The following is a 26,444-nucleotide window of genomic DNA, read 5'->3' as shown; positions in this document are numbered from 1 at the left end:
CATGACAAATAATAAGAAGAATAATGGTGGTAGACCGGCTGGAAGGAGAAAAACAGCTAAAATCGAAATTTCAATTGAACCTAGTGTAAAAGAGGAATTTATGAATTTGATGCGTGTACAAGGGAAAATGGCTTCTGTTGAGATTGGATTATGGATACGGGAATATTTAAAGCGTTATAAAGAAGTTAAATAGGAAAAGGGATAATGTAGAAGGTATGAGTTCGTTTTATATAACAAAAATAATGATATGATAAAAGAGATATTTTTACTGGACGAAGAAAGGAATATAAAAGATGGAAAAAACTTACGAGTTGATGCCGAATGCAAAGATGTTACTATCATCTCTTCGTTCGGTAGGATATACAGAGGAAACTGCAATAGCAGATATTGTTGACAATAGCATATCGAGTGGGGCTAATACGATTCAATTGTATTTTGATTGGGATGATCAAACAATTTTAATTGCAGACAATGGTAAAGGAATGCAAAAAAGGGAATTGTTAGACTCAATGAAAATTGGTTCTTCAGATCCGGGAGTTACACGAAGTGCAAGTGATTTAGGGAGATTTGGTATGGGGATGAAAACTGCTTCCTTTTCACTTGGAAAACAACTACTTGTGATTACAAAGCAAAAAGATGAAATTAATAATGCGGAATGGAATCTTGAATATGTGGAAAATGAAGACAAATGGGAAATATTAATACATTCTGATGAGAAGATAGATACATATATAAAGTCAAAAACTGACAAGATTGAATTTCAAAATTGGGATGAAGGCACTTTGATTAGTTTATCTATGTTGGATAAACTGATAGATGAAAACAATATGCAAAAATCAAAAGTTAAATTTTATAAGACGGTGGAAAAAGTAAAGAAGCATTTGGCAATGATTTTCCATAGATTTATAGAAGAAGATAATTTGCAAATATATGTAAATAAGAACTTGCTGGAAGCATGGAATCCGTTTATAAGGCAGAATCCGGCAACAATGGAGTTAGCATGTGAGGAATTATTTGATGGAAAGACAATTGTTTCAATTGAGCCATATATACTTCCTCATAAAACGAAATTTGAGGATGAGGAGGCATTCAAAAAGGCAGGAGGAGCTAAAGATTGGTTGGCTCATCAGGGGTTTTATGTATACAGAAACAGAAGACTTATAGTATATGGTACATGGTTTGGAAAATTCAAAAAGGAACCAGCATATAATTTGGCACGTATAAAATTGGATATGAGTTCAGAGAGTGATTTTGAATGGGGAATAGATATAAAAAAATCAAAAGCAACATTACCGGTATCTATAGAAGAAAGCGTAATACAAATTGCATATTTGGCAATAGAAAAGTCAGTAGCAGTATATAATTCAAGAGGTGTTTACAATAGGCGAAATACTGGAAATAATACAAGCTTAAAATATGTATGGGAGCAAAGAAAAAATTCATCTGGAAACTATATGTTTTATTTAAATAAGAAACATCCCATGCTTATTAAATTGATGCAGGAGTTGAGCGAAGAAACTAAGAAAGAGTTAAAGACATATCTTTCATTGATAGAGAATTATTCACCGTCAATGATGAGTGGTGTTATTGCGACAACTAATAGTACAGAAATTAATGATGAAGTAAAAAGTAGAGATTTACTTGCAGTGAAAGAGAAAATAATGGTACTTAAAGAATTGGGGTATGAACAGGAAGAAATTTATGAAGTTTTCAAAGAGGCACCAGAGTATAAATACTTAGGAGACGAGATTAATAAGTTCATTTAGGAGGTTTAAGATACAATGTTTCAAGATGAAAATAATATATACGAAATTGCATATATGATGTGTAATGAATCTATTAAAAAAATGCTTGGCGACGATTTGAATGTTGTTATTGATAAAGCAGTAGATGATACCGTAATGATGTTTTCTCCAAAAGTGAAGGATTGTGATACATTAAAAAAATATTTACATAGTCGCATTAGTAGAGAAAGAGAAGAGGATGAACCATCAGTTCTGTTAGGAGAAGAAGCTGAAAGTGAAACGTGGTGGTTAGATTATCGTAACGAGAATAATGATAAATTGAGTTTTTGGAATAGATATTATAAATATCTTTATGAGGAAAAAGGATGGGAAAGGAGTGCAATTAAGAAAAGCATTGACAATACAACAGATACTTTATTGAATTCGATTGCGGACCCAAGAAAAGGGGTTTCAGAGGAGAGACGAGCTATGGTTGTTGGATATGTACAATCAGGAAAAACCGCAAATTATATTGGATTGATAAATAAGGCATTAGATGCTGGATATAAGTATATTATTGTATTGGCAGGGATTCATAATAACCTTAGAAGTCAAACACAATCGCGTATTGATGAGGAGGTTTTAGGATATGAGACTGATTCAGCTGCAAAACAGAAGCAAAGAGAACGAGCAGAAAAAAATAAAATAGGTGTAGGAAAATTGTATAATGCAGGATTTGTACAAACATTGACTTTCCGAGATGAAAAAGGAGACTTTACAAAGGATAGGTCAGGAATTCTGACATCACCAGATAATGCAACTATTATTGTAACTAAGAAAATAAAATCGACATTGGAGAATTTGATAGAAAATATTAAAAGCAATAGCGAAGCTTCTGTTGATGATAATGGACATTTTTTTATGAACGCAAAATATCCATTATTGCTTATTGATGATGAAGCCGACCAAGCATCTGTAAATACCGGATATGATTATGATGAGAATGGCAATGTGATTGATGAATATGATGTTAAGACTATAAATAAATTAATTCGTTCATTGTTTAAAATGTTTGAGTGTAGATCTTATGTAGGATACACGGCAACTCCTTATGCAAATATATTTATTCCTAATGATATAAGAGTTGCAACAGAGGAATTAGGAAATGATTTATTTCCGGCAGATTGTATTATAAGTTTGCCTAAACCGTACAGATATATTGGAGCTAATGAGTTTTTTGGCTATGGAGTGGACAACGATGAAATAAAACCGATGCCATTGATAAGAAAAATTACAGAAACTAATTTTGTTAACACACGAAAAAAAACGGTAGGGGATTTGCCAGATAGTTTAAAATATGCAATGAAATGTTTTCTTATTTCAATTGCTGTTCGCAATTGTAGAGGTGAGATAAACAAACCAAATACAATGTTAATACATGTTGCACGAATAAAGAACATGCAGGAGATGTTAGAACGTAAGGTGAGAGATTACTTTTGTAATGAGTTACAACCTATGATTATAGATGGAGATAGAGAAACAAAAGAAGAAATTTATCGAATAATGAAAAATGATTATGTTCCAACAACTAATAGTATGATAAATGATTTTCGCAGATATATGGAAGGTGCGGAAAATTTTTCTTTAGATGAAGTGTATCAGGAAATTCTTCGATTAATGAATGACGAAAAAATAAGGATAAATGTAATTAATGGTAACAGCAAGGATTCATTGGCATATAAAGAGCATGAAGGGGAAGAATACAATGTAATAGCGATTGGAGGAGATAAATTTTCAAGAGGCCTAACATTGGAAGGCTTATCAATTAGTTATTTTACCAGAGAGTCTAAGTATTATGATACCTTAATGCAAATGGGGAGGTGGTTTGGATTTAGACCTAAGTATGCAGATTTGTGTAGGGTGTTTGTTACAGAAGATATTTATAGATGGTTTGCGAGGATTGCATTTGCAACAGATAATTTGCGTGATCAAATATCTTATATGTGTGATGAAAAAGCTAAGCCAATGGATTTTGGATTACGTGTCGCAACACATCCAGAATTAAAGATTTCAAGTCCGAGAAAAGTTAAGTCAGGAACAATGCAGAAATTAGATTTTAGTAATACATTAACGGTTACGAGAGATATTGATGTTGATGTACAACAGTACGAAAATAATTATAATGCTGTGAATCGGCTGTTTTCTACAGCGTCAAGGATTTATTCTTCGAAGGAACATTTTGCAAATCTTGGAAGGAGTGCTGATAATAATCATTTGTTTCTTGAGAATGTTTCATCACACAAAATAATTGAATTTTTTACAGAATTTAAGACATCTAAATATGCTAGTAAGGTGAATGGTAATAATATCGCGACATATATAAAAGAACAAAACAAGGATAATTTATTAATTGATTGGACGGTATGTTTAATTAATGTTGGAAAGACTAATCCGGGATTTGAGATAGCTGGGTATAAACTTAGAAATGGTATTACGAGACATGGAGAAAATAGTGTTGTTCCGTTAAGAAATGGTAAAGTCTGCTCTGTACATATGTTGAAATCGAAAGATCACGAATATTATGCTTTAAATCAACAGGAATACAAAGCGGCATTACATATGGAAGAATCTTCAGATAAGGGAAAAGAAAGTACTATTGCAGCAAATATCAGAGCAAAAATGGATCCAAGAAAGGGATTATTGTTGATATATCCTATTGATTATCATGATGCAGAAGCAAAAACAAGCAACTTTAAGATTGGGAACGGAGAGCATAAACCACCGTTCGGCTTGGTTGTAGTATTTCCAAAAGGAAATGGAAAGTCTATTTCTTACCAAGTTAATCCGATAGCAACGAAAGGTGATGGATATGATATTTTTGACTAATGTATATAATGATATAATAGGTGATTTCGTAAAGGAACAGTATAAAGAATCAAAGGTATTATCCAGAAGATTTGAATTTAAGGATAATGTTGTTATGTTGATTAGTGTATATAAAAAATCACAACTTTGTGAAGTGAGTGTGGCAATAGATGATAATGTTACAAGTGTTTTTTTAAATTCCATGCCTAAATGGAAGGGGATGGAAGAACGCATGTCTGAGCTTTATGATGATAATAACAGAAAAAGAAAATTTCTATCATTTAAACAGATGGTAGATTTTGATAAAAAAATATATTTTATAGTAATGCAAGATATAATAGATACGTTATATGAGTCCTCTAAAAACGAAATATTAAATAAGATAAAGGCTGTATTAATAAAATGGAATGTGTTCTTTCAGTTTGATAAGGACTACGTCTTATCTGATAATGTGCAACAAGGATTATATGGAGAACTATATTTACTTGATAAATTAATTACATTAAAGGGCGAAAAAGCTGTTGAATGCTGGACAGGTTGTAATTCTGAAACACATGACTTTTATTGTGGCATTGATGCCGTTGAAGTGAAAAGTTCGAGTGTAAAAGGTCCCAATAAAGTAAATATTAGTAGTGAATATCAGCTGGATGATACAGGTGTTTTGGGACGATTATATTTGTTATATCTTAAACTTAAAAAAAGTGAAATTGATGGAGAAACTTTACCTGTAATTGTTGAAAGAATAGCTTCGATGCTTAGTCCGGAATATCGGATAAAATTTTATGATAAATTACTGAAAATAGGATACGTGTATCAAATGCCGGAATTATACAAGTTACATTTTAAGCTTAGGGAAGAAAATTGTTATGATGTAGAAGATGGATTTCCAAGAATTACAGCAAAAATGCTAAATAAGGGAATTACTTCTGTAGATTACACGCTGTCATTAGATGCATGTAACTCGTTTCAAATAACAATAGAATCATTTTATAAAGGAGTTGATTTGTAGTGGTTACAGAACAAATGAGGCAGTTTAATGAAGAACTTATAGAAGAAGTACAGGAATATAAAAATAATGAGAAGTGCAGTACAGAAGATGCATTTACTAGTGTTTTTTCTACATATGTTATTGATGCGGGCGAATCCTTTATGAATAACTGTAATGTTATGGGTTATAAAAAAGATTATGAGAAAGCTAAAATAAATGGGTACGTATTTGATGAATATTTTCAAACCTTAACATTAGTGGTGAGTGTGTTTGAAAATAGAATTGAAGTTGCCAAAATGGGAAAAATAGATATTACAAAGTATTCAAAACAGGCAACAAAATTTTATCGTATGTGCAAATCGGGATATTTCGATAATGTAGAAGAAACGGATCCGGGATATATAATTTCAGAATATATTAATGGATATGAGCAAGAAATAGAAAATATAAGAGTTATTCTTATGACGAATAGAGAAACTACCCCGGATATTCCTGCTAGTGTAAAGATAGATAAGGTGATGGTTAAATTTGATGTTTGGGATTTGGAAAGAGTTTGCCAATCTTTATATCAAAAAAAGGCACATGAAGATTTGGTTGTCAGATTTCAGAATAAATATAATTGTCCATTGAAAATGATTAAAGTAAAGCAGGAAAATGAAATATATGATTGTTATATTGGAGTCATTCCGGGAAAATGTTTAGCAGAGATTTATAGAGATGAAGGACAACGTCTTATAGAAAAGAATGTTCGTTCATTTTTGCAAGCAACAGGAAAGATAAATCAGGGAATAAAAAACACATTGCAAAATGAACCGGAAATGTTTATGACATACAATAATGGTATTTCTACAACTGCAAAAAGCATCATTGTGGATGAAGATAAAAGTGATGATACTTTTGTCGTAATAAAAGAAGTTACAGATTGGCAGATTGTTAATGGTGGACAGACAACCGCCTCAATATACAATGCATTGCAAACAGGTATAGATATTTCTTCTGTAAATGTTCAGATAAAACTTACGGTTATTAGAGATGAGAGTAAAACAGAAGAAATGGTAGGATATATATCAAAATATGCCAATAGTCAGAATAAGATTAATATGTCGGATTTTAGTGCGAATGATTCATACCACGTTGAAATGGAAAGATTGTCTAGAAAGATATATGTTCCGGTAGAAAATGGTAAATCAATTCAAAGATGGTATTATGAACGAGCTCGTGGACAATATATGGTTGATGTGAATCGTCAACCGACTCCGTCATTGAAGAAAAAATTTAAAGCACTTAATCCTAAGTCTATGTGTATTTCAAAGACAGTGGCTGCTAAGTGTATGATGGCATGGATGAAATATCCATATGTGGTTAGCAAAGGATTAGAAACTAATTTTATTGAGTTTTCAGCGATGATAAAGCGAGGAGAAGTTCCTGAGCCTACGGAAGATACATATATTAGTATGATAGCGAAGGTAATTTTGTTCAAAGAGTGTGATAAATTGGTTGCAAAACAAAATTTTGGTGGTTATAAAGCACAAATTGATTACTATACAATTGCGTTACTTGCTGAATTTTTTTCAAATAATGTATCAGACGAGCAGATTTGGAAAATGCAAGCAATATCTCCGGAATTGTCACTTATTATAGAGGATTTAATAATGGTGGTATGGAATCATTTTATGAATCCTGTAGTAAAAGGAATCAATATTACTCAATGGTGTAAAAAAGAAGACTGCTGGAAATTATTAAAGAATAGATATAAGAATAAATTGATTTAGAGGTGCCAAATGTATAAAATTTTAGATTTATTTGCGGGAGCGGGTGGTCTTAGTTTAGGATTCGAAATGACGAAACAGTTCGAAGTTGTTGCTATCGTGGAGAATAATGCAAATGCGGCTAAAACATATATGAAAAATCATCCTGGACTTAAAAATTATGATGATATTATGAAGGTTGATTTCGATAAAATAATTGAAGAAAATGGAAAGGTAGACGTAGTAATAGGGGGACCACCTTGCCAAGGATTTTCAAATGCTAATAGACAAAGAAGGCATTTGATAAATGGTAGTAATGAACTTGTTAAGCGTTATGTCAAAGCAATAGAGGCACTTAATCCTGATGTATTTGTAATGGAAAATGTGAAAACAATAACATCTGATAAACATTCTTTTTGCTTGACAAAAGAAGATCAAGAATATATTGTGGATGAATTACATCTTCCAATTCATGATAAAGATGTAGTCCTGTATGAAGGCGAATATGTTAATGAAATAAATAAATTGTGCAGTATGTATAATTCAGATGAATTGGTTTTATTAAATGAAGAGGAATTATATACAGTATACAATTTATATAAAAAAAGAAAAGACTTTAAAAAATATTTTCAAAAGACATTTAATGTAAAAAAAATTAATACTATAGTTTCACATATGGTGAGTAAGGATAATATGCCAGATTGGTATAATGACTCCACAAATAAAGCACGTAGAATTTTGCAAGCACTAATAGATACAAATGGTGAAAAAGGCATAGAGAAATTTAATGATTTGAAGGTTTTTTGGGATATTCAACGTTTCTTTCAAGGAATAGTAGAGTTAAATTCAAAAGACGCAATATATAGTATTGTTTTATCCAATAGGACAATTACGGTGCGAATGCGTACTTATATAGTGATTGATTTCATTCGTAATGCTTTAAAAAAGTTGGGATATGAAATTAATGGCAAAGTACTAAATGCGGCTTCATTTGGCGTGCCACAAAATAGAGAACGCTTTATTATGATAGGGGTGAAGAAAGGAAAAGCGAAAACAGAAATTGAGCTTCCAGATGAATTGATTAGAAATCCACAGGATTATGTAACGGTCAAGCAGGCAATTTCAGATTTATCAAAGTATGAACCTACAGTTGGGAGCATGGATGAAATACAAAAACGTCAATATATTCCGGTAATAAACTCATTTTATAGAAAGTTAGTTTTGAATGATAGTAAAGAGATATTTAATCATGTTTGTACTGAAACAAGAGATACAGCAAAAAAACGTTTTGAAATGATAGAACAGGGAAAGAATTTCCATTCGTTGCCAGATGAATTAAAAAGTACATACGAAAATCCAGCAAGAACACAAAATACTATATATAAGAGATTGGTATATGACTTGCCGTCTGATACTGTTGTAAACGTTAGAAAATCAATGTGGATACATCCTGAGTTGAATAGAGCAGTTAGTGCCAGAGAAGCAGCACGCTTGCAAAGTTTTCCTGATAATTATATATTTTTTGGCACTAAGGATTCGGTATACCAACAAATAGGTAACGCTGTTCCACCAGTATTGGGAAGAGCTGTTGCAGAAAAAGTATTAGAAATATTAGGTTGCAGAGAAGAATATAAAAAATTGAGAGATATATATGAAGAAATGAAATAATGATATGGACGTAAAAGTGAACTTCACGTCCATATCATTAGGAGGGTGTGTCATGAACAAATATACATTTTCAACACAAAGTGGAAAAGCATATTATTGCAATTCTATTCCTGGATTTATCAAAGATAAATCCGCATCGATAATAGGACAACTAGTTAGGCATTCTTTTGAGATAAACAAAGAACAGTCTGATGCTTGGGAAAATCAAATTTGTGAGTTGCAGAGACGATTAGAAGAATGTGGTATGGAGGGTGACATCATTTTTGAATATGATATCGTTCGTCTTGGAAAGCGCATAGATATTATTTTGCTTATTCGCCATATGGTGTTTTCACTTGAGTTCAAGAATGGAAAGAATGCTTTTACAGCTCAAGATGCACAACAAGCAGAAGATTATGCAATAGATATTAAAAATTTCCATAAGGAATCTGAGGATTTGTATGTTTGCCCTATTTTGATAGCTACTGATGCACCAAAATATAGCAAACCACAAGTTATAAATCATTATGATGACAAACAAGTTTTTTTGCAGAGAGAGAATATAGATACTTTGATCCCAAAGATAATGGAAATAATTGATGTGTATGGTTCTGATGATGAGATTGATTTTGAAAAGTGGTTTAATTCACCTTATTATCCAACACCAACGATTATTTCAGCGGCAATAGAAGCCTATAACACACATGATATTAGCCAAATTGCACAGTCGGAAGCTGGACAAGATAATATTAATGAATGCGAGAGCGTAATTGATCGAATCGTATGTTATGCAAGAGAGAAAAAGAAAAAATGTATTTGTTTTGTGACAGGAGTCCCAGGGGCTGGAAAAACTTTGGTTGGATTGGATGTTGTCGCTAAGAATTTGGAAAAAGGACGAGATAGTCTTAGTGTATATTTGTCAGGTAATGGTCCATTGGTAGAAGTACTGAGAGAGGCATTAAAAAAGAGTGTAGCCGATAAAAATATAAATAAAAGGGAAACAGAAGCTGCCATAAATGCACTTATTCAAAGCAGTTATTCTTTTAAGCTGGATAATGCTAAACATAATGAACCTACAGCGGAGAATATTTTGATTTTTGACGAAGCGCAAAGGGTGTGGAATGTGGAAAAAATGCGTAGAAAACATGATGATCCCACAATGGCGGTAAGTGAGCCACACTTATTATATAGTATTATGGATAGACATAAGGATTGGGCAGTGATGATTTGTTTGGTTGGTTTGGGGCAAGATATATATGATGGTGAAGTTGGAATAAATGAATGGTTTAGGTGTGGAATCGAGGATTTTGGCGAATGGGAAATGTATTATTCTCCAGATATTTTTTCGCAAGTCGAAGATAAAAACATTGATAAAGAAATGATTATTTCATGTGATAGATGTCATGCAGAGAAGGCATTGCATCTAAAGACATCGATAAGATCTTTTAGGGCTGATAAGCAATGTCAATTTGTAGATGCATTACTTAATAATGAGCCGGAAACTGCAAAAGAAATATATCAGTACATATTTGAAAAATATCCAGTATACATAACGAGGGATGCAAATGTGGCAAAAAAATGGGCAAAAGGAAAAGTACGCGGTTCACAAAGATGTGGAATGTTGGCTTGTAGTAGTGCTCAAAGACTTAAACCGGAAGGTATATATGTATCAACTGAGATTGATGTGAAAAACTGGTTTTTGGCACCGCCTGATGATTTGCGTTCTTCAAACATGATGGAAATTGTTGCTAGTGAGTTTAAAGTTCAGGGATTGGAAATTGATTGGGCTGTTGTCTGCTGGGATGCAGATTTACGAAGAAATGATGATAATACAGACTGGTTATTTTATTCATTTAGAGGAACCAAGTGGCAACGAAGAAATAAGCCTGAACAACAAAGATATTTGGTAAATTCTTATAGAGTTTTATTGACTAGAGCAAGACAAGGTATGGTTATATTTGTTCCACGCGGAGTGGAAGAAGAGGAAGATGCGACAAGAGATTATAGGAATTATGATAAAATATATGAGTACCTGATTTCTTGTGGAATAAAAGAATTATGAAATATGAGATAGTGTAGATAATTATGGAATTAGAGAAAATATAGAATTGAGATGGAAAATCAGCCTTTGTAAAATATTATTACAATTTTAACAGTACCGGAAAGAATGTATTATGGGATTTTATATGAACTATTTTGCCAGTTCTAAAAGTACAAAAATATTTTGTGATAACTTTTTAGTTTTGTGTTAGATGGCGGAGACACAGTATAAGAAGGTGATATACATGGCGGATAATTTAACTAAAGAACAAAGACATAAAAACATGAAAAATATCCATGGAAAAGATACTAAAATAGAAATTATCCTTAGAAAAGCTTTATGGGCAAAAGGTTATCGGTACCGGAAGAATTATAAAAAGTTACCGGGAAATCCGGATATTGTGTTGACAAAATATAAGATAGCAATTTTCTGTGATGGAGAATTTTTCCATGGAAAGGACTGGGAAGTATTAAAACCCAGGCTGGAGAAGAGCAATAACAGTGAATTTTGGATAAGTAAGATATCTAGAAACAGAGAGAGGGATGATGAGGTAAACAAAAGATTGTTGTTTGAAGGGTGGACTGTTATCCGATTTTGGGGTGATGATATTAAGAAGCATACGGATGAGTGTGTGAAGGTTGTGGAAGAAGCAATACAGGATATGGTACTTGAGGATATGGAATTGTAAATGGTAATAGTAGTATATATAAATGAAACAGATAGTTTGGTGAGTGGGGGCGAAGATGAATAGAACAGATAAACCAAAGATGACATCAAAAGCATTAGTAGATAAATTACGTGATGAAAAGGGTGTCTCATTCAAATATGTAACAGAAGATAATGCAGAAAAATATTTAGCGCAAATAAATAATTATTTGCGTACTGCGTCATATAGAAAAAATTACCAGAAATACTTAAATGGTCCGTCAAAAGGAAAATATATTGATTTAGATTTTGCATATTTACAGGAATTGTCGACGCTGGATATGCATCTGAGAAATTTGGTTACAAAGATGTGCATTGATATTGAACATGATCTAAAGGTGCTACTTTTGGAGAATCTTGAAAATGATTCCGGGGAAGATGGTTATGATATAGTTGATAATTTTTTGAGTAATAATCCATATATTGTTGGCAAAATAGAAGCTGCAAGTGCATCTCCGTTTACTGGAAACTTAATCAATAAGTACTTTACGATTCAAAGAGTGTATAATCCTCAGAAGGGAAAATCGGAAAATAAAATAACAGCGTTTGATTGTCCGGCTTGGGTATTGATGGAATTATTGAGTTTTGGAGATTTCATTCGTTTTTATGAATATTATTATGGATTGAAGGGTGGTATGCCAGTTGATATATCTATGATTAATTTGGTAAAGAGTTTACGAAATGGATGTGCACATAATAATTGTATCATTGCGGATTTGAATCCGGGAAGTTCTATAGCTCCGGCAGCCATATATCGAATAATCAAAACAATGCCAGATATAAATAAAAATCAGAGGCAAAAGAAATTGTCCTGTCGTGCGGTTTTAGAGTTCGTTAGTATGCTTTGTGTATATAATATGGTCGTATCCGAAAAAGTAAAAAAACACCGAATTAATGAGCTTAAGCAATTGTTTGATGTTCGTATTAGAGAAAAAAAGGAATTTTTCCAAAAGAATCAGCTGATAACAAGCACTTTTGGTTTTGTTTACAAAGTTATAAAAAATTTGTTTGGATAAATTTGGACAAGCAGATTTTGAGGAAAAGTATTGACTTTTTCAAAAAATCTACATATACTGTGGATAGAATCATAAAACACTTATGTGTTTTTGTAAGGGCGGCGTTGCGACGGCGCTCTATTTTTTTGTTTAAATGCAAGCACTAAAACACCAGATTCTGGTGTGAATCCCTGAAAAAACACCAACCATGTCCATAGACAAACACAAAACCTCATCGTATAATGAATACACGATTTGCAAATTTCACACTTTGCCGAAGTGTACAATCACGACGGAAGGCAGTATGATATTTTTGCATAAATCAGAAAAAGGTCACAAACTGTCACCTTTTTCGCAAAAATAGACCATAATAGTCCCTTGTGGACGACACCGGATTGGTTTATACTATATCCAGGCTTGAGACAAGCCAATGAGAAAATGAAAATTGACAACTGAATAGCAGTTACAGATTTGAGTAAAATTACGGATCATATACCCGCAGGATGAAAGTCACAGTTATCATATTAGTAGGCTGATGGATTGAGAGATGAAGGCTGAGAGGCTGGACGGAAGTTTGGGCAATGCGGGAGCAGGTATGTTGCGTAAGGATAATAACCCATGAGGGGCGAGAAGTTCGTCCCGATCCCCGTAATGCAGGTAGGGGAGATAGTGCTTCTCCGGAATGGAGAAGGGCGTCGTGAACACAGCTAGTGGCTCATCTGTAATTCCCGGAGGTGAGTACACCTCTACGTATACGGGGCGATGAGGGGTCAGAAAGACCGGCGTATACCTTCATAGGACGTTAAGAGAAGTCCAAAACAGAATAAGTGATAACCAAAATCGTTATCCATAGTTTATGCATTTTCAAATGAGCTATGGGTAGCGATTTTTTTAATGGAGGTAACGCAGATGGAGGAAAAAATAGATATTAAAGCAAAGACAATTAAGGTGGATACGGGTAAAGGGAATACCATAAAAGCAACCATGTCATACGGTGAACAATCAACTCTGGAAGAGCTGTTGATAGCATATCTGGGACAGGAAATAGCAGGTGGAAGTGCAGCATAATAGTGGCTGCCTGATGATTCAGAAGGGCTCGTGTGATGGTTGTGACTGGCAAAAATGCTGAAAATCATATTTTGTCAAAAAAGGTGGAAAAAAGTGGTAGACAAATATTTGTTCGGGATGTAACATAAACATGTGGCAAACAAATGAATTTGAAAAAATAGCCACAATACCTGTAAAACATTGTGAACGTCCAGCCAACGTAATGACCAATGTTAAGTTTTTCTAATTGAATAGTTGACATCAAGACAGCTTGAAAATGTCGGTGCAGATGAGACACCATGAAATAATAACCGCTGTCCATGGTCAACAAAGTAAGCGCAAGCTTACATACATATTTACATACGGAAACATCGTATGGATGCAGCGTATGACGTCAGAGATTATAAGAATATATGACGTCAAAACAGTTTAAGTTGAAATGAATATCGAACCAAAATGAAGAAAAGATGTAAGTTATTTAGCTTTTCTTCATGGTTTGTGCTTTTCGGCTTTCGTGTGTAAATATGATATGTAGCGCGGTTGTTACAGCAGATGTAACAAGAGACTTTGTTAACTATGGAGAGCGGTTTTTGTGTCTCATGATTTAGCCATAAGGAGGACATTTTTAGGCTGTTTTTCATTTTTGAAGGGAAGGAGAAGAGTGTATTTTGCAGGAGACAGATACGAAAGAGCGGAATGTGACGGAGTGTTCGCAGCATGATGCAAAACAACAGGGAAAGGCGAAACGGTATGGAAAATATACTGTTCAGTCCACCTTTGCAGGAAGCTGTAGCATTACGGATGTTATGAATTGCTATATAGAACGGAAAGCGTCACTTAGATATCAATAGAAGCTGTTTTTACAGTAGTTGAAGAACGACAGGAGGAATTGTAATGAGTAAGAAACAGATTGATGTATACAGAACAGGAATTTATCTGAGATTGTCTCAGGGAGATGAAGATATTGATGGACTGGAGAAGAAGGAAAGTAACAGTATTTCCAACCAGAAACTTTTGCTGGAGGGATTTATAGATGCCCATGATGATTTGAAACTGGTGGATATTTTTATTGATGACGGTTACAGTGGAAGTAATTTTGACAGACCAGAGTTTCAGAGGATGATGACATCCATGAAGGCGGGGAAGCTTGACTGCATTATTGTAAAAGATTTGTCCCGACTTGCCAGGGAGCGTATTGGTGCGGATGAGCTGATACAGAAAACTTTTAAGAAATATAACGTGCGTTTTATTGCAGTATCGGAAGGGTACGATAGCCTGACTGCCAGTAGCAGTGAGACGCATACGATCATTCCTTTCAAGAACCTGCTGAATGAGCAGTACAACGGCGATACGTCTATAAAGGTTCGTACCAGTCAGGGCATTTTGAGAAGAAATGGGCTGTTTATCGGTGCATTTGCGCCATATGGCTATCAAAAGGCAGAGGATAATAAGAATCATCTGGTGCCGGACTCTTATGCAACCGGTGTGGTTCAGGGAATATTTGCAAAGAAGCTTTCGGGAATGAGTGCATCAGGAATTGCAAGGATTCTTAACAAGAATGGTGTGCTTGCACCATCGGAATATAAGGCAAAATGCGGAGAAAAATACAGCACCAGTTTTAAAGGTGCAGGACAGTCAAAATGGTCTGCCCAGACAGTATCAAGAATTCTTAAGAATGTGGTGTATATCGGAACATTGGCACAGGGAAAACGAACAACTGTCAGTCACAAGGTTAAGAAGGAAATAAAAGTACCGGAATGTGACTGGGTGGTAGTGGAGAATGCACATGAAGCAATTATCAGCAGGATGGATTTTGATGCAGTACAGGTTCTGATGAGTCGGGATACCATAGCAGTTGCTGGAAAAAACGAATCATATATGTATGCGGGTATCTTATATTGTGGGGATTGTGGCAGCAGTATGGTACATCGCAAGGAGTCTTACAAGGGCAGGGAATATATCAACTATATCTGTTCCAATTATAACCGAAACGGGAAAGATGCCTGCAGTCGTCACTGCATTCGTGAGGAGGACCTGAATCAGATTGTGTTGGGAGAATTGCAGGGATATATCAATAGTATGTGTGACTGTGAAAAGGTACTGGCGCATCTGGATGAGCTGAATGTGAATTATGATGAGGCCGTTGCCCATGATAAAGAGATTGTTGCCCGGAAGCAGGAGCTTACAAAATGTTCTGCATTTAAGGCTTCCCTGTATCAGGATTTGCGTGATGAGATTATCAGCAAAGAGCAGTTTACAAGGTACCGCGAGGAGTTTTCGGCAAAAGAGAGGGAGCTTGAACAGGCAATCAGAGAGCAGGAGACAATCATCCGCGATATATATGAAAATGGAATTGCTGTGGCAAAGGACCTGGAGCAGTTTCGTGAAGGTCTGGTGATTGGAAATCTGGATCGTGTGGCACTGGTTTCATTTATTGACAGGATTCTGATTTATGATGATTTCAGGGTGGAGATTGTGTTCAAGTATCGTCAGGAGATGGAAAAGGTTACCGGACTGTTTGATGTCGCAAATGAGAAGAATGCGGAGCCAGTGTACACCATGGTAGATGGTTTGCCAGTGCTGGAGCTTAAGGAGGCAGTGTAAATGGCGAGAACGAAGAACAGATTTAATGCAGTTCAGATACCAGAACCGGTAACAGCTGATGTACCTGCAAAGCAAAGAAAATCCTTTCGCGTTGCACTTTATGCCAGATTGTCGGTGGAACTGAAATCCAGACCATCGGAGTCCATAGCCAACCAGCTGAGTATTTTAAGAGAATTTATCAGGGATAAGGCTGAATTTGCAGAATACCATGAATATGTTGACAGTGCAGTGTCGGGAACCAGTTTTGACAGACCTGCATTCGGGCAGATGATGGATGATGTCAGAGATGGGAAAATCAGTTGCATTATTGTGAAGGATATGTCCCGTTTTGGCAGGGATTATATCGAAGCCAGCAACTATATTGAAACGATATTTCCGTTCCTCGGGGTCCGTTTTATATCGGTAAGTGATCATTTTGACACAGAGGCAGAATTTAACCAGAATAAGGCACTGGAAATTGCATTGAAAAATCTGGTGAATGATATGTATACCAAGGATATTTCAAAGCGTGTTTCAGTCAGTCGCAGGCTTGATATGGAAAGGGGCAAATTTACGGGAAGCAATGCACCATATGGTTATAAAGTGGATAGTGGGGATGCCCTTCGTAAGTATGTGATAGACAGGGATGCGGCGGCAGTTGTCCGTCAGATTTTTGAACTGGCAGCAGATGGAGTGACGCTCAGGGAGATTGCGAAAGCACTTCAGGAGTATCGTCTTGCATTACCGGGAGATTATCTGAAAACAGGGAATCTCTATGTGGAGGAAGGTGCAGAGGCAAAGGCATGGTATCCCGGTACGATTTCCAACATCCTGAAAAATCAGGCTTATATTGGGAACATGGTACAGGGGAAAAGGCGTACCAGCCTGTATGATAACGAGGCAAGGCATGCTACGGATGAAAATGATTGGATTGTGGTTGAAAATACCCATGAGGCAATCGTGGATAAGGAACTATTCGATAGGGTAAGAGCTGTTATGGATAAGAAGGTGAAAGAAAGCATTTTCACATCTGGCAGGGGAAAGAATCTGCCAATAAAAGAGGATATCTTTGCAGGAATTTTATTCTGTGGAAATTGTGGCAGAAGAATACCTTTAGCTTCCAGAATCTTAGAAAGGGATGGAGTGCTGGATCGTCAGTATTTTTATTCATGCAGATACAATTATGATTTTGGTGGGAAACAGTGTGGCTGTACCATCAAGGAGCAGGATCTTATAAAGGTGGTGCATAACCTGCTTACAACTCAAATTGCAGTACTGACCGACAGTGCCAGGACGGAGGCTTCCATGCGAGGCGTGATGGACAGGGAACTGAAAAATCATGACATGAGGATTCAGAAGCTTCAAAAGCAGATTGACAGGAAGAATTACGAAGAAAGCAAAGAGTATCAGTCTTATGTTACGGGAGAGATTACTAAGGCTGATTTCAAGTGCAGGCAGGAGAAAAACGCTGATGCCATAATGAGACTTCGGGGACAGATATCGGATGAAGAGGCAAGCCGCAGGCGTGTGAAGAGATTTTGTGAGAAGAAGATACAGTGGCTGAAAGCGATTTATCGTTTTCAAAGTGAGGTCTCCCTGGATAGAAATATGATTAAAATACTGGTCGACAGTATTTACCTGTATCCGGATAAGAGGCTGGTAATTAACCTGAATTTTAAAGATGAGTATGCCAGGATGGCAGACGGAGAGGAGATATAGAATGGAGCAGATAGCAATATATTTGAGATTGTCAAAGGAAGATGAATTTGTAAAAGATGAGAGCAACAGTATTACCAATCAGCGTGCTTTTATCCGTGGATTTATCAATAAAAATAAGGAACTTCGCAAAATGAGTGTGGTTGAGTTTGTGGATGATGGCTATTCTGGTAAAAATATGGACCGCCCGGATATGCAGAAAATGCTGGAAATGGTGAAAAGAAAGCAGATTTCATGTGTTATTGTAAAGGATTTCTCCAGATTTTCCAGAGATCATATCGAGCAGGGGAAATATATTGAACAGATATTTCCTTTTATGGGTGTGCGATTTATTGCCATAAACGATAATTATGACAGCGCAGATTACGTGGGGGGTATCGGTGAGATTGATGTTGCATTTAAGGGGATTCTATATGATTTCTTCAGTGAGGAACAGTCTTCCAAAGTATCATTGACACTTGATACAAAGCGTGGCAATGGTAAGTACATAGCTACCTATGCTCCTTATGGCTATGTGAAAAGTCCGGAGGACAAGCATAAGTTGGTTGTGGATGAGTTTGCCAGTCAGATCGTAAAGCGCATTTTCAAAGAGTTTCTGTCTGGAAAATCTATGTACAAAATTTCAGAAGGACTGAACCGGGATGGAATAGATACGCCGGGCGTGTATATTGCCATGCAAGTAGGAAGTGAAAAGCAACTTGCCAGATATCGTGAGAAAAAGCCTCTCTGGAATAATGTTGCAGTAGGAAGAATCCTCGGAAATGAGCAATATACCGGCACGATGATTTACAGCCGCTTCAAGAGTGAGAATGTTGGAGATAAACATGCAAAAGCACTTCCAGAGAATGAATGGAAGCGTGTGGAAAATTGTCACGAAGCAATTATAAACAAGGAGGATTTTGAAAAAGTAGCTGCCATGCGAAAAGAAAATACATGTGCCAGTGCCAAAAGAAAGCATGAAACACATTGCCTGACTGGTAAAATGATCTGTGGTAACTGTGGGCATCGCCTGTCCCATACTTATGCCGGACGACCGAAGTATTATTGTGCAAATCATTATCTGGATAAATCGGATGGAAAATGCAATATCAGTGTGCTGGATGCCGATATAGAAAGCATTGTGAAGAAAGCACTTCAGATGATGATTGATGTACTGGTAGATTCCAGAAAGGTTGTGGATATGCAACGGGCGAAGCAGGCAGAGCGATTAAAGCAGGCAGAGAAGCATCTTTCAGATATGGAGCATAGCCGTGAACTAATTGAAAAGGATTTGCGTGAAGCTTATGAAAGCTACAAGCTGGAAATGACAGATAAAGAAACATATCTGGAACAGCGCAAGACATATGAGCACGTGTTGGCATGTATGCGGGAGAATATCGAAAAACAGAAGACGGCAGTCAGTAAGATGGCAGATGTGGATGTGCCAGAAGTGGCAGGTCTGGAGATGTTGGAAGGGCAGTTGAAACTGACAGGCCTTAACAGGGAAATGGTGGATGCTTTTGTGGAGGAGATTGTTGTGTATGCAAAGGACAGGGTGGAGATAAAGTGGAAGTTTAAGGATGAGTTTGGGGAGGTGGGAAAGGCTCGAAAGCCTTGATAATACTGATTATTCTGGTGGAGATTAATGAGGGGAGGTGGTATAATTAAAAATAAGCGTGAAAAAGTAAAAATAAATATATATTGTCATGAAAAGAAAGAGGTGAAGTGTTTGAAGAAGCAATTGATTATTTTGTCGTTAAGTCCGTTATTTTTACTAACAATACTGCAATATTTTCCATTTGAGAAGTTTGGTCGTGTGGTTGGTAATTTGTTCAATATTCAGATGATTTATAAACATTTGCCTTTATATATAGGAATGTGGGTTTGTTTGATTTGGGTTATGGTGTCTTTGATCATATTTATTAAATTTGTATGTTTTCAACGATATGACGTAGTTGGAGGTTATGAAGTTAAGGATATCAAAGAAGAAAAAGATGCCGGATTGAATTTCTTTCTTACACTTATTTTGCCATTGTTGGTTAACGATATTTCGACGTGGAATGGTTTATTATTGATGATTTTTCTAGTTGCTATAATAATATGTTTGTTGTCGAAAACCAATTTATACTATCAAAATCCAGTACTAATAATACTGAAATATAAGGTGTATAAATTTAAATTTGTTGACAATGAGCATTTGCCAGATGGAGAGTATATTGCATTGATAAGAGGCAATATGGATAGTCGCAACACAATAGAGTACAAGAAGATAGAGGACAATGTTTTAGTTATCAGAAAGGAAGGATAAATTCATGAATAAACATGAGATAACATCAAAAATTAAAGAAATTACAGAAACAGGTGCAGTGTGCGGTGTTGATGTATACGTCTGCTTAAAAGGTGAGGAGCAGGAATTTTATATTGAGAAGATGATATCGATGAATTCCTTGAAAGATAGAATTCGGTCTATTGCTTTGGAGATTATTAATACACAGTATTTGCAAGATGAGGTGGTGTACTGTGATATTTTAGATGTTATAGATAATAAAAAGGCAGTTTATGTTTTGGAGCAAAGTGATGAGTACAAACCATTTGCCTTGCTAAATGATGATAGTATGGATGAGGTTTTCAATTTTGACGAAAAGGACATAGGAAATGTCCTTGGCTTTTTATTCAAAATAAATCTAAATAGCAAGAAATTGTTTATATATCAGCAAGCATATGTAGGATCCAGATTGCAAGCAAAAAATAATCTAAGAATAATACAAAAAGATAATGTGTTTGAAATTGTCGATAAAGAAATGCTGAAAATCGATAAAAGAGGAGAATTACTTATTTTAGATAATACTATATTGGTAAGAAATGTTAAGGTTCTTCAAGATTTTTTTGGCTTTCAAATGTTTGTCCGTAACCAAGCACAGAGTGTTATTTCCAAACTGGAAGAATTAGATATTATTGGAAATATAGCTACATTGAAGGAATATCAAACTGGAGAAAAATTAACTATATCCAAAAAACTTATGAAAGTGAAGAATTCACCGGTGTTGGCGATGGATAAAGATGAACTCATAAATAAAATACCATTAGTTCCTCGATATAAAAATATTATACATATTGAAAATGGTAAGATTCGTACAAATACGAAAAAAGATGTCGATAATCTTATGAAATTGCTTAATGATGATTATGTTAAATCGGAATTGACTGATATGGAGTATGATAGTACGTCCAAAACATTATTAAATAGTGAAAGTCAAGATGAATGAATTGTAATGCTTTAATTTCCCAACCCCTGCGGTATGCGCATGGTTATAAAGTTTCAAATGTAGGAAGATAGCGTAACTCATAATCATGCATGGGCAATTGTAAAGTGGGGAATTTCTCATTACCATATTACAATGTAAAAAGATGAATTGCAGAATTAACAAAAAGTGTTTGGTTTGAAAGGAATGTATGCAATGGAAAAACTACCAGTATATAGTTTGAATAAAAAGAAGGGGAATCTTGCGGCAGATTATTTAAAACGAGTTATATCTAATTTTGCTGTTGTTAATATTATTGATGAATCAGTAGACTTAGGAATAGACATGAGAGCAGAATTGCTTAAGGAAACTTCACCGATAGGTTTATTTTTTAATATTCAGAGTAAAGGAAAAGATGAGGTTGATAGCGAAACAGAAAAACAAGGGTATTTTACAGTGCCGATTAAAATATCAACGATAAACTATTGGCGTCAGCAGAATGATGTAACAATTTTGTTTGTTGTGGATAATGTTATGGGTAAATGTTATTGGTGTAATCCGCTTGAGCAGATTGCGGATAAAATTTCAAGTATCCAAAGCCAAGATACAGTGACAATAAGGGTATATTTGAATAAATATATCGATTTGAGTTCACAAGAATGTCCTAGTAGCATAAGACAAGATATAATGCTATATATGGTAAACCAAGTGGAACATATAAATGAAAAGTTGGAAAAAATCAAGAAAGAATTAATTTCAGGAAGTAAAGTAAATACAAAAACCTCAATTGAATTGCTGAAAAGAATCACTAAAACCGCAAGCCAAACAGTAGGAACATATGAGTCTGTATGTGAGGTGCTAATTGACAATATAAAAAAACAATTTAGTGAAGCATATAATTACGCATGTGAATTAGAAGTCTTGGATGCGATGATTGTGAAAAAATGGTGTAAGAGTGGGGTGTTTGAAGAAAAGGGATTTACGAGAAGCAAGAAGTCATTGAGAGATTTACAAAAAGAAATTGATGAACTGATAAATAAATATGAAAATGACAAGGAAAATCTTGATTTATTGGAACAGTTGCAAACATATGATTATGAGGTTGAAGATTTACTAAAAAATATAGGTGCTTTTTTGTATGAAATGGCGTGTGAGGATAGTCCTTTTGGTGATCATACAGAACTATATCATAAAACAGTTGAAAGAGAATGGAAATATAATTAAAGCAAATATATGCTGAAAGTAGGTGAAATATATGAATCATGTAAAATTCATGTTTAATAGAATAAACAACTACGATTTGCTTTATGAAGATATTATGGAAGGTAACCAAGAGTGGGGAGAAAACACTAAACGAGTTGAAGATCATACTAAAGAATATGTTACACAGGTGATGAAGGATATAATGCCTAATCTTTTAAATAAAAGCACTTTGAAATGTTTGGGATGTTTAGAACGTATTGCTAATGAAGTTTTCGCATTGGAAACCGATTCTGCTGAATATAAAATTACTTTTACTATTGATACGTTTCAGAATAAAGATGCGAGAATTATTATAGACATAGTACCAAAATACATTTATGAGGGTATAGAAAAGTGCTATGATCGTTATTTGGAAAAGTTAAAAATAGAAATTAAGAAGAGAATGAATGTAGACTGGAAAAGATGTGATTGGTTGATTGATGAGCCTTCGGAAGCATTATGTACCGAATTGTATTCTGAATTCTTTAAGTTAGAAAATAGAATTCGATCTTTTGTAAGTAGAGTACTTACATTACATTTGGGGGTAGATTGGCTTAGTAGCTGTGGATTGGAAAAATATTATAACTCAGCAATACAGTTGTCAGAGACATTTAAGCAAAAGGTTCCGGAATTAGATGATATTAATGCCGAGTTGATTTCTCTGACATTAGAATCTGTGTTTGAAATTGTTTTTAAATGTAAAGTGTATGAGAATGATATTGTTCTTTCGAGAGCGGAATATGTACAGCTTGAAAAAATTTTGACGTCAGGCAAGGAAAATGAAAACGCAAAGAATTTTATTCTGAAAAGAAGAAAAAAAATTGCTGATATATGGGAAGATATTTTCAAACAGTATTTTGATAAGCCTGAAAAGTTTAAAGCAGATGTAAATAAATTTATAAACAGTCGAAATCATATTGCGCATAATAAGCTTATTACATGGAATACGTATAACGCAATAATATCAGAACTAGATGAAATTGAAGATGATTTAGATTATGCAGATGATAAATTTGATCAAAAAGAAATATCTAAAGAAGTAATATTAACAAGAGAATACGAAGCAGAACAAGAGAGTGAGGAACGAGAATACTGGCGAAACAGAATTGTGCAGGAAACAGGGATTGAAATATTAGATGAGGAAGGAATATATGATAAATTCTGCGAAACATTAGAAGATTTTTACCAAGATATTTTGAAACAATTTCAGTATGATCCTTGTTTTGATATTGAAGAAATTGAAACAACTATATATGATGGAAAAACACATTTTTTCGATATAAAGTGTAAGGCATTAGAGCATAATACTGTTGAAGTATACGTTGAGATGTTTATTGATGATGATATGGGAGAGAGTAGTTCGTGTTCAATTATTTGCAAAACAGAAATTGCAGAAATCTTTAGAGCAAAATGCCTCTTTGTTAATGGAAGCGGTTGCGAAGGAGATGAATGTTTGATGCAGGCAGAACAGGATTCAGAGTATGATGATTCGGAGGTAGAAGAATTAAAACTCAAACTTATAAAATATGTAATAGAGAAGCTGAATCCCATGATTGCTCAATTGAATCTCATTAAGGAAGATAAGAAAAAACTAAAAGAATTTGTTTCAGATAATGAGTGTGAAGAATGTGGGAACTTTGGAATATCAATTAAAGCTGATTTTTATCCAATTGGTAAGTGCTGTTATTGTGGAACTGAAAATTAAATAACCCTATCAAAAAAAGTTAAAAATTTCCCCATCACACCCTTGACACGAGGGGGAACAGGTAAAACTTATGCTTCCGCATTTGCAATGAGAGAACTGGGATTTAAGAGAGTGTTATTTTTAGTTCATAGGGGACAGCTTGCAAGACAGACTAAGAAATCTTACGAAAAGGTATTTGCAAAATCTGTTTCTATGGGTTTAGTTGGTGCTGGATATCATGAATATGATGCAGATTATGTATTTGCTACGGTCCAGACATTAAATCGAGATGAGCATTTGCTTCAATATGATAAGAATTCATTTGATTGTATAGTGTTGGATGAAGCACATCATGTAACTGCTGATACATATCAGAAGATTATGAAACATTTTTCGCCTAAGCTTTGGCTTGGAATGACAGCAACTCCTGATAAGCGTGATGACAATGTTGCAGGTAGAAATGTTTATGAGTTATTTAATTATCAGATTGCTTATGAGATACGTTTGCAGCAGGCCATGGAAGAAAACCTGTTATGTCCGTTTCATTATTTTGGAATTACTGATTTGTCTATAGTTGGAGATGATAAAGATAATCGTGATTTTAGTATGTTAACAAGTGATGAACGTGTGAAACATATAATCCAGCAGGCAAATTACTATGGATATAGTGGAGAAAAGGTTAAAGGACTTATATTCTGTAGCAGTATCAAAGAAACACAGGAATTATCATATAAGTTTAACAATATAGTTAATCCGGATACAGGGGAATATTTTAGGACAATAGCATTGAATGGTGATGCTAACGAACAGGAAAGACAGGATGCATTTGAAAGACTTGCAATGAATGAGAGTGAGGCAAATGTCCATAAGCAGCCATTAGATTATATATTTTCTGTGGAGATACTGAATGAGGGTGTTGATATTGTAGAGGTTAATCAGGTTATTATGCTCAGACCAACACAATCACCAATAGCATTATCCGGTGATAGAACTTACAATAAAGACAATATCCGTAGATATATAATGGAAGGTGGAAGAATTATTCCAGGCGCATCTACAGTGCATTTTGATGAAATAAGCAAGAAGAGAATATTTGCATCTGTTGATAATGCTAATTTCAGTGATATTAAGCTGATAAAAGAAAACTATACAAATCTTAAGAATAAATTGGGAAGAATACCGGCACTCAAGGATTTTGATGATTATGGGGAAATGGATGTTATACGAATTTTCGATAATAACAGCCTCGGTTCGTATTATAAATTCTTAGTGAAATATGAGAAGGATTATAAGATTCGTTTGTCACAGGAAGAAGAAAAGATAGTTGAATTTATTTCAAAGAAACTGGCAAATGGAAAAAGAATTCAGGAGCTGCAATTATTAAAGAGAACACTTCTATATGCAAATGGATTATCAAAATGTGGATTATTTACAGGACTATCACAGGATCTGTTGACATATGGTAAATCCATCAGTAAGGAACAGCAAGAAAATATCATAAATGTTATGACAAATGAATTTCCAGCAGGTTCTAGTAAGAAGACATATTCCCAGTGTGTCTTCATAGAAAAGGAAGGCAATGATTATAAACCAACGAAGACATTTCTTGAAATGTTATCAAATAGAGATTTTTATAATGTTATTAAGGAACTTGTTGATTTTGGCATAAGCAGATATGAAAGAGATTATAAGCAAAGCTATGATGTAACAGATTTTGTTCTTTATCAGAAATATACATATGAGGATGTGTGTCGTTTGCTTAATTGGGAGCAGAATGAAGTGCCATTAAATATTGGTGGTTATAAATATGATAAGAAGACAAAAACATTTCCTGTATTTATTAATTATGATAAATCAGAAGATATTAGTGATACGACAAAATATGAGGATCATTTTGTGCCAGGATTTAGAGATCGTTTGATAGCAATATCGAAATCTGGAAGAAGTCTGCAGTCTGAAGATGTACAGAATTTTCTTAAGGCAAAAGAGCGGGGAATCAGAGTGGAGCTTTTTGTTCGTAAGAATAAAGATGATAAGATTTCTAAGGAGTTTTATTATCTGGGACATATGACAGCTAGTGGAAATACTAAAGAATTTACAATGCCCAATACACAGAAGACAGCAGTCGAAATAGAATGGATTCTTGATGTTCCTGTGAGAGAAGATATCTATGAGTATATTGTAAATTCATAAATACATACAAAATTCTCTGCATATGCAAAGACAATCATATTTTGT

Annotated in this window: 18 protein-coding genes and 1 pseudogene; all 19 read left to right on the top strand. The window is 34.7% G+C overall.

Annotation, left to right across the window (positions count from 1 at the left end; translation table 11 throughout):
* The first annotated feature begins 1 nt into the window (after position 1).
* Complete coding sequence (locus GKE48_RS01055) at positions 2-193, top strand: antitoxin (RefSeq protein ID WP_154300297.1); 192 nt, start codon at positions 2-4, stop codon at positions 191-193.
* Between the two features lie 100 nt (positions 194-293).
* The gene (locus GKE48_RS01050; RefSeq protein ID WP_154300296.1) at positions 294-1,766 is read left to right on the top strand and encodes an ATP-binding protein; all 1,473 of its coding nucleotides are present in this window, start codon (positions 294-296) and stop codon (positions 1,764-1,766) included.
* A 15-nt stretch (positions 1,767-1,781) separates the two neighbouring features.
* Positions 1,782-4,610, top strand: coding sequence for a Z1 domain-containing protein (locus GKE48_RS01045; protein WP_154300295.1), 2,829 nt, complete (start codon positions 1,782-1,784; stop codon positions 4,608-4,610).
* On the top strand, positions 4,594-5,598 hold the full coding sequence (locus tag GKE48_RS01040) for a PD-(D/E)XK motif protein (protein WP_173016867.1): 1,005 nt from the start codon (positions 4,594-4,596) through the stop codon (positions 5,596-5,598). Before GKE48_RS01045 ends, GKE48_RS01040 begins: the two co-directional genes overlap by 17 nt.
* Positions 5,598-7,349 (top strand): AIPR family protein, encoded by a 1,752-nt coding sequence (locus GKE48_RS01035; protein WP_330583078.1) that lies wholly within the window; start codon positions 5,598-5,600, stop codon positions 7,347-7,349. Before GKE48_RS01040 ends, GKE48_RS01035 begins: the two co-directional genes overlap by 1 nt.
* Before the next feature lie 9 nt (positions 7,350-7,358).
* On the top strand, positions 7,359-8,993 hold the full coding sequence (locus tag GKE48_RS01030; RefSeq protein ID WP_154300293.1) for a DNA cytosine methyltransferase: 1,635 nt from the start codon (positions 7,359-7,361) through the stop codon (positions 8,991-8,993).
* 52 nt (positions 8,994-9,045) lie between these two features.
* Positions 9,046-11,034, top strand: coding sequence for a DNA/RNA helicase domain-containing protein (locus GKE48_RS01025; RefSeq protein WP_173016866.1), 1,989 nt, complete (start codon positions 9,046-9,048; stop codon positions 11,032-11,034).
* Between the two features lie 223 nt (positions 11,035-11,257).
* On the top strand, positions 11,258-11,701 hold the full coding sequence (locus GKE48_RS01020) for a very short patch repair endonuclease (RefSeq protein WP_055193225.1): 444 nt from the start codon (positions 11,258-11,260) through the stop codon (positions 11,699-11,701).
* 55 nt (positions 11,702-11,756) lie between these two features.
* Positions 11,757-12,734, top strand: coding sequence for an Abi family protein (locus GKE48_RS01015; RefSeq protein WP_154300291.1), 978 nt, complete (start codon positions 11,757-11,759; stop codon positions 12,732-12,734).
* Positions 12,735-13,622: 888 nt separating this feature from the next.
* A complete protein-coding gene (locus GKE48_RS01010) occupies positions 13,623-13,781 on the top strand; it encodes a hypothetical protein (RefSeq protein WP_154300290.1) in 159 nt (52 codons plus the stop codon).
* A 571-nt stretch (positions 13,782-14,352) separates the two neighbouring features.
* On the top strand, positions 14,353-14,481 hold the full coding sequence (locus GKE48_RS14900; protein WP_279238043.1) for a hypothetical protein: 129 nt from the start codon (positions 14,353-14,355) through the stop codon (positions 14,479-14,481).
* A 173-nt stretch (positions 14,482-14,654) separates the two neighbouring features.
* A complete protein-coding gene (locus tag GKE48_RS01005; RefSeq protein WP_154300289.1) occupies positions 14,655-16,364 on the top strand; it encodes a recombinase family protein in 1,710 nt (569 codons plus the stop codon).
* Positions 16,365-18,062 (top strand): recombinase family protein, encoded by a 1,698-nt coding sequence (locus GKE48_RS01000; protein WP_154300288.1) that lies wholly within the window; start codon positions 16,365-16,367, stop codon positions 18,060-18,062.
* A gap of 1 nt (position 18,063) precedes the next feature.
* Entirely contained in the window at positions 18,064-19,656 is a 1,593-nt protein-coding gene (locus GKE48_RS00995; protein ID WP_154300287.1) for a recombinase family protein, read from the top strand.
* Between the two features lie 27 nt (positions 19,657-19,683).
* On the top strand, positions 19,684-20,346 hold the full coding sequence (locus tag GKE48_RS00990; protein WP_055193231.1) for a hypothetical protein: 663 nt from the start codon (positions 19,684-19,686) through the stop codon (positions 20,344-20,346).
* Between the two features lie 4 nt (positions 20,347-20,350).
* Positions 20,351-21,304, top strand: a complete 954-nt coding sequence (locus tag GKE48_RS00985; protein WP_154300286.1) for a DUF4868 domain-containing protein — start codon at positions 20,351-20,353, stop codon at positions 21,302-21,304.
* A 183-nt stretch (positions 21,305-21,487) separates the two neighbouring features.
* Positions 21,488-22,504: a DUF4365 domain-containing protein gene (locus GKE48_RS00980; protein WP_243138417.1), complete on the top strand. Its 1,017-nt coding sequence runs from the start codon at positions 21,488-21,490 to the stop codon at positions 22,502-22,504.
* A 49-nt stretch (positions 22,505-22,553) separates the two neighbouring features.
* Positions 22,554-24,227 (top strand): hypothetical protein, encoded by a 1,674-nt coding sequence (locus GKE48_RS00975; RefSeq protein ID WP_173016865.1) that lies wholly within the window; start codon positions 22,554-22,556, stop codon positions 24,225-24,227.
* 54 nt (positions 24,228-24,281) lie between these two features.
* Positions 24,282-26,399 (top strand): annotated as a pseudogene (locus GKE48_RS00970) (DUF3427 domain-containing protein); the annotation flags it as partial.
* Positions 26,400-26,444 lie beyond the last annotated feature (45 nt).

This window comes from Lachnospira eligens (genome assembly GCF_009680455.1).
Classification (GTDB): domain Bacteria; phylum Bacillota; class Clostridia; order Lachnospirales; family Lachnospiraceae; genus Lachnospira; species Lachnospira eligens_A.
The sequence above is the reverse complement of the archived record's forward strand: the minus strand, read 5'-3'. Positions and strand labels throughout refer to the sequence as shown.